Genomic DNA, 10,786 nt, shown 5'->3' with positions numbered 1-10,786 from the left:
GGGCTGGGTTTCCATCATCGATCCCGAACGGGTCATGGCCGTGCTGGATATGGACCCCGTGCTGGAACTTGTCGCCTATCTATGTGTGGGGTACCCGGCCCAGCCTGCCAGCACACCCGAACTGGAACGGCGCGGATGGGAAAGGCGTGCCCCCGAACGCCGGGAGTGGATCAGGCGCTAGGGCCACGGGTTTCCATCGGCCCGGGTGTTGGTTGCCATATCACGGGATAGGCCCGGTTCCACCATGGCCGTGCGCAGGTCATGCCCTGGCGCTGACCTGTGGCAGGCACGGGGAACCGGACAGGAAAAAAAACGGGTGGCAGATATTCGCTAAAGCCGGTTTTGCTGTCGTCCTGTTTCACCCATTGTGCCTGCCGGGTTTCAGGCGGGTTTATTCGGGTGATGTACTCTTGCCCCACCTGCTGGCATCCCGTGCCGGGCGGGCCGGTCGTGTCGGTACGCGGAATGCATGGATCATGCCCGTTTCCCGGCGATGGAGGACTGAACGCTGCTGCACCATTTTGAATACCTGTTCCAGCATTACGGATATGGGGTAATTACCTTTATCGTCATGCTGGAAAGCATGGGACTGCCGCTGCCGGCTGAAACACTGATCATTTCAGCGTCCATCTACTGTGCCGCCACCCACAAGCTGGATATCCAGTTCGTGGCCCTTGCCGCTGTGACGGGGGCCGTGATCGGGGATAACATCGGTTATCTGATCGGGCGAAAGGTTGGCCTGCCACTGCTGCAGAAATATGGCGCACGGATCAAGCTGACCCCGGACCGGCTGCTGCTGGGGCGTTTCCTGTTCCGTCATCATGGCAGTGGCATCGTGTTTTTCGGACGGTTTGTTGCCCTGCTGCGGGTCTTTGTTGCCCTGCTGGCGGGGGCCAACCATATGCCATGGCCGCGCTTCATGGTGTTCAATGCGCTGGGTGGCCTGTGCTGGGCCGGGGGCTATGCCGCAGGTGCGTATTACCTTGGCCGCAAGGTGACGCAGGTGTCAGGCACCGCCAGTATTGCGATGGGTCTGGCAGTGGCTGCCGGACTGGTGGCCAGTGCCATTTTCCTGCGTCGCAATGAAGAACGCCTGACCCGGCAGGCCCTGCTTGAAGCCCGTGCGGATGCGGCAGCGCAGGGCACGTCCGGATCACCGGTGGCGTAAGCGATACTACGGTCCGGTTCGGTTATCCCATGTATGGGAATGATTTACTGGAGTGTCGGCCTGTCCTGCGCGGCGATCTTGCGGGTCGGGGGCACTGTCAGCTTGGGACCGGGCAGGCGCTCGCGCAGCATGCCATGTTCTTCCGGTGGCAGCAGGTCGGCCAGTGTCGTGGAATCCAGCACCTGCATGAATGCCCCCAGCGCCACCGACAGTACCCCGCGCAGGCGGCACATGTCCGACAGGATGCAGCAACTGGCATTTTCGGAGGCACCCGGTTCGCAATGGACAAGGCGCATGTCGTCCTCGGTCTGGCGCACGACGTCACCAATCCGGATATCCTGGGGCGCATGGGCCAGTAACAGTCCCCCGCCCCGGCCACGGCGTGCATCGATCAGCCCAAGGCGCGACAGCCGATGAATGACCTTGACAAGGTGATTTTCGGAGATGTCGTACGCGCTGGCAATTTCATGGATCGACACGCGTCTATCCGCATGGATTCCCATGTATAGCAACGTACGTAATGCATAATCGGTGTGCAGGGTCAGGCGCATATGGCTATCTAACATAGGGGTAATCGACAGAAACAGACCCATATAAATAGCATTTCAAATGCAATTTATATGTCAAAACATGCTCCAGCCCTTGGTTTTAGTAAGCCAATGGCAAATAAAGATGACGGAAACAGTCCTATAATATCACGCAAATGTGATTTCAATGGGGCGCAAATGCCTTCTTCCTGCCCCAAATCAACGGGTGCAAGTTCCCTCAGGCGCCAGTTCGTGCCTGCAACGCCCGCCCGGGCGTCATGTTTCTGGCCGCCGTAACGGCGATAGGCGACCTGTCAGTGGGTGCCCGATTCTCTCCGCGGCCCTGCCGGGCTGGCGGGTGGTTCCATCATCCGGTCCATCATCGCAAGCATCAGGCCCGATACGACAAAGGCCAGGTGGATGCCTACACTCCATGCCAGTGTCCGGCTGGAGATTTCGTTAACCCGGATGAAATCCGCCAGTACATGAATGGCGGACATGGCCACGATGGAAGCCATGAGTTTTATCTTGATGTCCCCGAACGTGACGTGACCGATCCAGTCGGGAAAATCCCGGTGGCTGCGCACATCCAGCTTGGAAACAAAGTTTTCATATCCCGCGAACATCACGATCAGCAGCAGGTTCGCCAGCAGTACCAGGTCAATCATGTCGAGGATGCCAACAAACACATCATCGAATTCCAGCGTGTAGCTATGCCTGACCAGCGTCCACACGGTCTGGAAGAATTTGACCAGTATCACCAGCAACCCGGCTGTCAGACCGAGATATAGCGGTGCGCACAACCACCGCGCCCGGAAGAACAGTCGTTCCAGGCCGCTTTCCAGCCATGGTGTTCCCTGCGTGGGAACCGGAGACGACGCCTGCGGCGTGGGATCGTGCATGGGGTCTGTATAATCTCATCCTACCCGAATGGGTAGGTATATATTGCATCTCCAAACTTTTTTATCGGACTTTTTTCCTGCTCCGGCTGGTGATGACATTTATGTGTCCCGGCATGGTCCGGGTGCCATCACGGGACGGGAATTATGGCGCATGACCGGGACATATGGCGGAATGCACGGCTGGTGCCGGGTGGGTCGCCGCCTTGCGTGACGGGGGGGCGCCGCGCTACTCCCCGCGTGTCTTTCACCGCAACAGGATACTGAGATATTGGCCGATCCCGGTAAAAGTAATGCAAACCACCGCACGCGCGCCATTGTCGTGGCCCTTGTGCTGGGTGTTGTGGTGGGGCTGGTCCTGCATGCGGCGGGGCCAGCGGCAAGTGACCCTGCCGCGCGGGTTGCCACCCTGCTTACGGGGCTGTTCCTGCGGCTGGTGCGCATGATCATCGCCCCGCTTGTCTTTGCCACCCTGGTATCGGGTATCGGCAGCCTTGGCGACGGGACGCAGGTCATGCGGATCGGCGGGCGTATCCTGCTGTGGTTCATTGCCGCGTCCTTCCTGTCGCTGGTGACGGGGCTGGTGGCGGCAAACCTGCTGCAGCCGGGGGCCGGGTTCATCACCCCGCTATCGGTGGGGGATCTGGGGCTTGCGCATGGTCACTTCGACCCGATCGAATTCGTGCTGCATGTCGTGCCGACCAGTATTTTTGATGCCATGGGTCGCAATGACATCCTGCAGATCGTGGTGTTCTCCATCCTGTTCGGGCTGGCGCTGCCGGTGGCGGGCAAGGATGCGCAGCGCCTGATCCTGCCATGGACGGGGGAACTGGCGCGCATCATGCTGCGCATGACCGACATGGTCATGTATGTCGCCCCCGTGGCGGTGTTCGGTTCCGTCATGGGGAGCGTGGCACATAGTGGGGCGGGCATACTGGGAACGTTCGGCCTGTTCCTGTGCAAATTCTATGGCACGCTGGGCGTGTTGTGGGTGCTGCTGACCACCATGACCTTCTGTGTGCTGGGCCGGCGCGTGTTTGAACTGGCCCGGATGCTGGTGCAGCCCATCCTGCTGGGTTTTGCTACGGCCAGCAGTGAATCCGTCTATCCGCTGCTGGTGGAACGGCTGGAGCGTTTTGGCGTGCCCGACCGCATCAGCGGCTTCGTGCTGCCGCTGGGTTACAGCTTCAATCTGGACGGGTCGGTGCTGTTCCAGTCCTTTGGGGCGCTGTTCATTGCGCAGGCTTACGGCATTCACATGCCGCTGGGCCAGCAGGTTGCGATGGTGCTGGTGATGATGCTCAGCAGCAAGGGCATCGCCGGCGTGCCGCGCGCGGCCCTGGTCACGCTGGCGGCCGTCATGCCGCAGTTCGGCCTGCCGGAAGCCGGGCTGGCGCTGATACTGGGGATCGACCACTTCCTCGACATGGCGCGCACGGCAACCAATGTGCTGGGCAATGGCTATGCCGCCGCCGTTGCCGCGCGATGGGAAGGCCAGCTGGCTGACCACGTACTGGCGGAAGGGGAATAAAATTCTGAAATTTAAAGGAGTTTTTGGTGAAGCTTTTTTCAAAAAGCTTCAAAGAACGCCTGCTTTTTTGAAAAAAGGGCGGCACCCAATAACTTTTGTTAACCGGGTCTATGAAAAACGGGACGGCTGGTGGGCCGTCCCGTTCGTGTTTTTACGCCTTGGCCAGTGCCGCGCGCAGCTTTTCATCCAGCACGTCAAGGAAGGGCTGGGTGTCAAGCCATCTGGTATCCTTGCCGACCAGCAGGGCAAGGTCCTTGGTCATCTGGCCGCCCTCCACGGTCTCGATGCAGACACGCTCCAGCGTATGGGCGAAGTGGGTTACGTCAGGTGTGTCATCGAACTTGCCGCGATAGGCCAGACCCCGTGTCCATGCGAAAATCGACGCGATGGGGTTGGTGCTGGTGGGGCGTCCCTTCTGGTGTTCGCGGAAATGGCGGGTCACGGTGCCATGGGCGGCTTCGGCTTCCACCACGTCGCCTGTCGGGTTGAGCAGCACCGAAGTCATGAGGCCAAGGCTGCCGAAGCCCTGTGCCACGATGTCGCTTTCCACATCGCCGTCATAGTTCTTGCACGCCCAGACATAGCCGCCCTTCCACTTCAGCGCGCAGGCCACCATGTCATCGATCAGGCGGTGTTCGTAGGTCAGGCCCAGCTTTTCGAACTCGGCCCTGAATTCCCGCTCGTACACTTCCTGGAACACGTCCTTGAACATGCCGTCATAGGCCTTGAGGATGGTGTTCTTGGTGGACAGGTAGACCGGCAGCCTGCGGTCCCGCCCGTAGGCCAGCGACGCGCGCGCGAACCCCTCGATCGAGGCACGGGTGTTGTGCATGCCAAGTGCCACGCCGGGACCCTTGAAGTCATGCACGTCAAGCACCTGTTCCGGGCCGCCATCGGCGGGGGTGTAGCGCAGTGTGACCTTGCCGGGGCCGGGAATGCGGGTTTCGGCGGCGCGGTAGATGTCGCCATAGGCGTGGCGGCCGATCACGATGGGCTGGGTCCAGTGCGGGACAAGGCGTGGCACGTTGGAGCAGATGATCGGTTCGCGGAAGATCGTGCCATCAAGGATGTTGCGGATGGTGCCGTTGGGCGAACGCCACATCTTCTTCAGGCCAAACTCCTCCACCCGTGCCTCATCGGGGGTGATGGTGGCGCATTTTACGCCCACGCCATACCGGCGCACGGCCTCGGCGGCTTCCACCGTCACGCGGTCATCGGTCTCGTCACGGTGACGGATGCCAAGGTCGTAATATTTCAGGTCGATATCCAGATACGGCAGGATCAGCCGTTCGCGGATGAAATGCCAGATAATGCGGGTCATCTCGTCGCCGTCCATTTCGACAACAGGATTTTTGACCTTTATTTTTGCCATGGTACGTTTGTCTGCCTTTAGATGATTACTGTTTTTATGTGCTTTTTCTTTCTGGCGCCCGTTCGCGCAGCGGCCTCCCGGCGGTCGCATTATTAGGCGTGCCGACAGGGGATAAAAAGCATTGCCGCGCGCGGGTTCATTCACAAACGTGCCATCATTGCGCGGGCCGCCGGCATGATGGGGCTACCCGCGGGCGGGGGCGTGTGACATGAAACGGGCATGACCGCCCGTTTCCCCCATGATCCGGCCCGCCGGCAGGCCGGTTTCCAGCGCCTGTGGCCCGATACGCTGCTTGGCCTCATGGCCGTTCTTGCACTGCTGCCCGCCTGCACGGCATTGCAGGGGATCGTGCGATCGGTTGTGCTGTGGGCGGTGGTGGCACTGCTGTTCAACAGCAGGCGGGTACTGCTGGCGTGCCTGCTGCCGGTGGTCGTGCTGCTGCCAGCGGCGCTGTATTACATCAGCATAAGTGGCACACCGCCGGGCTATCCGCTGTGGCTGATCCTGTTTTACTGCTCGTTCCCTGTCGTGGTCGGGTATGTGCGGCCTGTCCTGCCGTATCTGGGGCTATGGACGCTGGTGTGGGTGGTGCTGGCCGGATTTTACCTGTCACGGCCGCGCAGGGTGGTGGTTGGCTGGCGGGCCCGGACGCGCATGGCCTGCGTGGCGGTGCTGCTGGCATGGATCATCGTGCCCACCGTGCAGTTATGGCGGCATCTGCCCCCCACGCGCGGCGGGACCGAAAACCCGATGGTGCCCATCCATTCCCGCTTTGACCGGGCATGGCCGTGGAGCATGGCGACCGGCTACATCGCCGCCCGGCGTGAAACCCGGCGCGTGAGCGAAATGGCGCGGCGGATCAGTCATGAGCCGATCCATTTTGACCCACCACCCCCCACCACGCCACAGGTGATCGTGCTGGTGATCGGGGAAAGCGCGCGGCGCGATCATCACCACAGCTATGGCTACGGCCTTTCCACCACACCGGAAATGGAGCAGGTGCCGGGGCTTGTCCGCTTTGATGACATGGTTACCCCTTTTGATTACACGGTGGGCGCCGTGCCGGTCATCCTGTCCGGCTATGACCGCCTGCGGCCCGGTGCGGTACCGGGGCATGACCTTGTATCGGTCTTCAATGCAGCGGGGTTCGATACGTGGTGGATCAGCAACCATCCGCGTCTGGGGCCATATGACAGCGTGATTGGCGCGTATTCGGAACAGGCCCGCCATATCGCCTATACCACCGTGCATGACGGGATCATGAGCAGCCCGGTGCTGGACGAACGCATGCTGCCGGTCGTGGACCATGCGATTACGGATGCCCATGGGCGGGTCTTTATCGTGCTGCATCTGTTCGGTAGCCATGAAAACGCGGCCGACCGTTATCCACGCGGTTTTGCTAGCCTTGGCACGGCTTATGACAATAGTATTGCCTATACCGACCATATGCTGGCCCATGTCCGCGCCACGCTGGCGGCACATGGCGGGGAATCCGCCCTGTTTTATGTATCCGACCACGGCGTGCGGGTTGCGGAATGTACCGGCGGCATCCCCGCGCATGGGGATGTGCGCGCCGCATATGAAATACCGTTTTATCTGTGGACATCCGCAGCGTGGCAGGCAGCCCACCCGCAGGCGGCACAGACCGCGCGGGATAACGTGCATGTTCCGCTGACGCTTGCGGCCCTGCCGCCGAGCGTGCTGGATGCGGCGGGACTGCATTACGGGGCGGCGGATGCGGGTCTGTCGGTGCTGTCAGCCCATCCCGTCCACATGCCACGTATCGTGCATGGGGACAGCACGACCAACCAGAATGTCGATTATGACCACAGCCATGATAATGGCCGGTGCCATATTGCACGGAATTAAAGAAAGAAGTTTTTGGTAAAGCTTTTTCAACAAGCTTTAAAGGAACGCCGCCTTTTTGAAAAAAGGCGGCGCTTGAAAACTTTTATTTTCCGTTGGGATGCTTCTTCAGCCATGCATCATAGCGGCGCTTGTCCAGGCAGTAGGCCAGGTTTTTGTACAGCTGGATATGGCGCACATGCGTCACGTCTTCCTGGCAGGCGATCTTGTCGCTGTCCTGGTACTCGTCCCATGCAGGCTGCAGGACCAGCGCGCGTTCCTTTTCCTGTGTGACGCAGACATTGGTGACTTCATCGCCAAATTCCGTCGTGCAGTCATCGACGACGGGATAATTGGGGAACGTCAGCGCAGGCGCGGGCAGTTTCACTTCCGGGCGGATGTAGAGCGAGTTCAGTTCCCCCTCCGGCACTTCGGCATGCGCTGTGGACACGGCGCTGGCTGCCAGCACGCCCAGCAGGGCACAGGTAATGATCTTTTTCATGTCTGTATGCCTTTGTTCAAAACGGGATATGGCGGTCATGTGGCGAATGTGACCCTGCCGTCGCGCCATGCCAAGGGGAACGGATAAACCGGCGCGCGGATTTAGGGTAGCGGTCCCATCCACTTTCGCCACGCAGGCCAGTCATGGATGATCCGCGCCAGCGCGGCATAACCGCCACCTGCCGGGTGGGCGCCATCACCGCGCGCGATCTCAGTGCACCATGTGGGATGGGCCAGCAGCGGTTCCCATACCGGCAGGAAGGGCACGGACAACTGTGCGCATATGCCCGCCATGGCATGCGACAGCGCCTGTGTGCGCCCGTCGGGGCAGGGCCGCCCGACCGGTGGTGGGCCGATCATCAGGACCGGCCATGACTGCCGGGCCTGTTGCACGATCCGTTGTGTCGTCGCGATGGCTTCATCATGCGGCACGCGCGACTGCCCATGCGCGGTGGATGTGCAGTCATTGACGCCAAAGGACAGCACGACGCCCCCGTCATGGCGTCCTTCCAGCCGGGGCCGCGTTTCGGCATGCCACCGCAAGGCGATGTCACGGCTGGTCTGTCCCCGCACGCCCAGGTTGTAGGGCGTGATGTCATGACCAGCCTGCCGTTCCATGGCGGACAGGCGTCCCACCCATCCCTGACAGGTTTCATCACCCGTGCCCGTTACGTAGCTGTCGCCGATAAAACAGATTCGCATACCGGCATGATAGGCATGGCGGAAGACAAAAAACCATGCTGGAAAAGAGTGGTATTTCCATACTTTCCCATTTTGTTCTCATGCGTTAGTGTCGCGGAACGGATTATGAACACGGGGTGGAACACAGGGATGCGTGCAGGGATCATGCCATGGGTAGGATGCGGGATGCTGCTGGTTCCGCTGGCTGCCATGGCGGGACAGGCTACCTGTCACGTTCCCCCCGCAACCGTGGGCTGCACGCAGGCGGCCACATTGCAACGGGTGGGCAGCCTGTCGCCTGCAGCCCTGTCTGAGCGGACGCTGATCCAGCTGCATTGCAGGCGCGTGGACGGGGCGGGAAACTGGCAGGTGCTGGGCCACCACGGTGATGCGGTGCTGTTGCGTCACCTGCCTGTCCAGAAAGGGGAAGGCACGCTGTATTTTCCTGCCACCGTCCTGCATCCCGTGTCGGGTCATATGCTGTCGCGGCCATCCGGCCTGCTGCGTCTGGTCATGGCGGGAGTCGGGGCGGTGCTGCTGTGGCCGCTGTTACGGTATGGCTGGCGGTTTTTACGCAGGCGGCAGGCCTGGCGCGTGTGTAGGCGACTGGTGTCCCGTCATGCCGACGTGCTGCGAATCCGGCGCAGGCAACTGGTGCAGGTCAACAGTTATGGCGTGGAACGCACGACCCGGTGGCAACGTGAAAAGGCGGAATTCATCAGGACGATCGTGCAGCCTGCCCTGCGGGGCCGTCGCCTGCAATGGGCATGGCCCGCCATTGCAGATCGCGTAATGGCCCGGATCGAGCATGTGGCCAGCCAGACGCTGCCGGGAACAGGACAGGCCAGCAACGGTTATGCGCCGGACATGGACCCGATCGCCTATGAACGCTATTGCGCCGAACGCCTGTGTGCCTGTGGGTGGGATGCGCAGGCCACGCCACCTGGCGGGGACCAGGGTGCGGATGTCATCGCCATACGTGGTGGAAAACGGCTGGTCGTGCAGTGCAAGCTGTACCGCAATGCGGTGGGGAACGAGGCCGTGCAGCAGATTTCAGCAGCCCGGCTGCATTACCATGCCGATATTGCAGCAGTGGTCTCCAATGCGGATTACACGACTTCGGCCCGGCAACTGGCCCGATCCAACGACGTGTTCCTGCTGCATCATGATGAATTGCCCGCCTTTGCCGACCGCCTGACACGGGAACGGAAAAAGGCGTGATTCTTCATTATGTCATAACATGACAAAATATGTCTGATGGATGCGCGCCGGGCAACCCCGGCGCGGCTTGTTCAATCGCGCGAAACTGCGGGAACAGGGGCGGAAGGACGATTGCGCGTACTCAACCGGACTGTGATCAGCAGATGGGCGATCATGCGTGCAGAGTTGCTCATGTATCATACCTCCTATCTTTCCTATACATGAATCGTTTCACGAAAGCGAAGGTTTCCTGCACGCTTGAAACAAATTTCCCGTGCCGTTGCGTTTCATGGCCACCATCCCCATCTTTAAGGCCAGATATTGAGGGGATGAGGGAAAAGTTGAGACGACATCGTGTAATGCTGGACGGGCGTGAACTGTATGCGGGCGCGCAATGGACCCATGTCCAGCGATTCGCTGATGCGCTGCGTGCCCGTGGACATGATGCCGTGGCAATTCGCGATGAAACGCCGCTGCCACCACGCGTACCCCGGCCCCGGATGACGGGATTGCCCCCCCGTGGCACGGTGGGCCGTCGGCGCGGGTAGGGGCATGGCCTATATCTATCTGCTGATCGCGATTGCGGCGGAAGTCACCGCCACGTTCTGCCTGACGTTATCCAGTGGCTTTACGCGGCTGGGACCGTCATGTGTGACCGTGGTCGGGTATGGCGTGGCGTTCTATTCGCTGTCCCTGGCGTTGCGGACCATTCCTACCGGCGTGGCCTATGCCATCTGGTCGGGTATCGGCACGGTACTCATCACGCTGGTCTGTCGCGTGGTGCTGGGACAGAAGCTGGATCTGGCGGCGGTCGTGGGCATGACGCTTATCATATGTGGCGTGCTGGTCATGAACCTGCTGTCGGGCGCGGGGCAGCACGGATAAAAAATGGCCAGTCCCGCAAACGGAACCGGCCATGTGCATCAATGTCGGCCCGGACCGCCGTGACCGCCGCCGCCACCACCGTGGCTGCCACCGCCGCCCGGTCCACCAGGGCCGTGGCCACCGCCACCACCCGGGCCGCCGCCGGGACCGTGGCCACCACCGCCCGGTCCACCATGG

Annotated in this window: 12 protein-coding genes and 1 pseudogene; 7 read left to right on the top strand and 6 right to left on the bottom strand. The window is 61.0% G+C overall.

The features are described from left to right. Both F1542_RS10210 and F1542_RS10205 read left to right on the top strand, forming a co-directional pair. Nucleotides 1–181, top strand: a pseudogene (locus F1542_RS10210) (5,6-dimethylbenzimidazole synthase); the annotation flags it as partial. A gap of 390 nt (nt 182–571) precedes the next feature. Further along, complete coding sequence (locus F1542_RS10205) at nt 572–1,168, top strand: DedA family protein (RefSeq protein ID WP_187293606.1); 597 nt, start codon at nt 572–574, stop codon at nt 1,166–1,168. A gap of 44 nt (nt 1,169–1,212) precedes the next feature. Here the strand turns inward: F1542_RS10205 and F1542_RS10200 are convergent, their stop codons facing one another. After that, entirely contained in the window at nt 1,213–1,719 is a 507-nt protein-coding gene (locus F1542_RS10200; RefSeq protein WP_193732936.1) for an Rrf2 family transcriptional regulator, read from the bottom strand. A gap of 290 nt (nt 1,720–2,009) precedes the next feature. Then, complete coding sequence (locus F1542_RS10195; RefSeq protein WP_193732935.1) at nt 2,010–2,597, bottom strand: TIGR00645 family protein; 588 nt, start codon at nt 2,595–2,597, stop codon at nt 2,010–2,012. A gap of 268 nt (nt 2,598–2,865) precedes the next feature. On the opposite strand from F1542_RS10195, the gene F1542_RS10190 reads away from it, so the two are divergent. Continuing rightward, nucleotides 2,866–4,125, top strand: a complete 1,260-nt coding sequence (locus tag F1542_RS10190; protein WP_193732934.1) for a dicarboxylate/amino acid:cation symporter — start codon at nt 2,866–2,868, stop codon at nt 4,123–4,125. Between the two features lie 151 nt (nt 4,126–4,276). Here the strand turns inward: F1542_RS10190 and F1542_RS10185 are convergent, their stop codons facing one another. Continuing rightward, a complete protein-coding gene (locus F1542_RS10185; protein WP_193732933.1) occupies nt 4,277–5,497 on the bottom strand; it encodes an NADP-dependent isocitrate dehydrogenase in 1,221 nt (406 codons plus the stop codon). Between the two features lie 219 nt (nt 5,498–5,716). Here F1542_RS10185 and F1542_RS10180 point away from each other — a divergent pair, with 219 nt between their 5' ends. Next, on the top strand, nt 5,717–7,366 hold the full coding sequence (locus tag F1542_RS10180) for a sulfatase-like hydrolase/transferase (RefSeq protein ID WP_193732932.1): 1,650 nt from the start codon (nt 5,717–5,719) through the stop codon (nt 7,364–7,366). A gap of 82 nt (nt 7,367–7,448) precedes the next feature. Here F1542_RS10180 and F1542_RS10175 read toward each other — a convergent pair whose 3' ends face one another. Both F1542_RS10175 and F1542_RS10170 read right to left on the bottom strand, forming a co-directional pair. Further along, on the bottom strand, nt 7,449–7,844 hold the full coding sequence (locus F1542_RS10175) for a hypothetical protein (protein ID WP_227672651.1): 396 nt from the start codon (nt 7,842–7,844) through the stop codon (nt 7,449–7,451). A 101-nt stretch (nt 7,845–7,945) separates the two neighbouring features. Further along, complete coding sequence (locus F1542_RS10170; RefSeq protein ID WP_193732930.1) at nt 7,946–8,545, bottom strand: GDSL-type esterase/lipase family protein; 600 nt, start codon at nt 8,543–8,545, stop codon at nt 7,946–7,948. Nucleotides 8,546–8,689: 144 nt separating this feature from the next. Here F1542_RS10170 and F1542_RS10165 point away from each other — a divergent pair, with 144 nt between their 5' ends. The 3 genes from F1542_RS10165 (at nt 8,690) to F1542_RS10155 (ending at nt 10,609) form a co-directional block, all read left to right on the top strand. After that, a complete protein-coding gene (locus tag F1542_RS10165; protein ID WP_227672650.1) occupies nt 8,690–9,745 on the top strand; it encodes a restriction endonuclease in 1,056 nt (351 codons plus the stop codon). Nucleotides 9,746–10,083: 338 nt separating this feature from the next. Beyond that, nucleotides 10,084–10,272, top strand: coding sequence for a hypothetical protein (locus F1542_RS10160; protein ID WP_193732938.1), 189 nt, complete (start codon nt 10,084–10,086; stop codon nt 10,270–10,272). 4 nt (nt 10,273–10,276) lie between these two features. Continuing rightward, nucleotides 10,277–10,609: a multidrug efflux SMR transporter gene (locus F1542_RS10155; protein WP_193732937.1), complete on the top strand. Its 333-nt coding sequence runs from the start codon at nt 10,277–10,279 to the stop codon at nt 10,607–10,609. Here the strand turns inward: F1542_RS10155 and F1542_RS10150 are convergent. Further along, on the bottom strand, nt 10,572–10,786 hold a 215-nt coding region (locus F1542_RS10150; RefSeq protein WP_193732928.1), incomplete at its 5' end, for a hypothetical protein. The two genes, F1542_RS10155 and F1542_RS10150, sit on opposite strands and share 38 nt — an antisense overlap.

The organism is Komagataeibacter sp. FXV3, assembly GCF_015155755.1.
In the GTDB taxonomy this organism is placed as follows: domain Bacteria; phylum Pseudomonadota; class Alphaproteobacteria; order Acetobacterales; family Acetobacteraceae; genus Komagataeibacter.
Note: the sequence above shows the minus strand (reverse complement) of the source record. Positions and strands in the feature narration are given on the sequence as shown.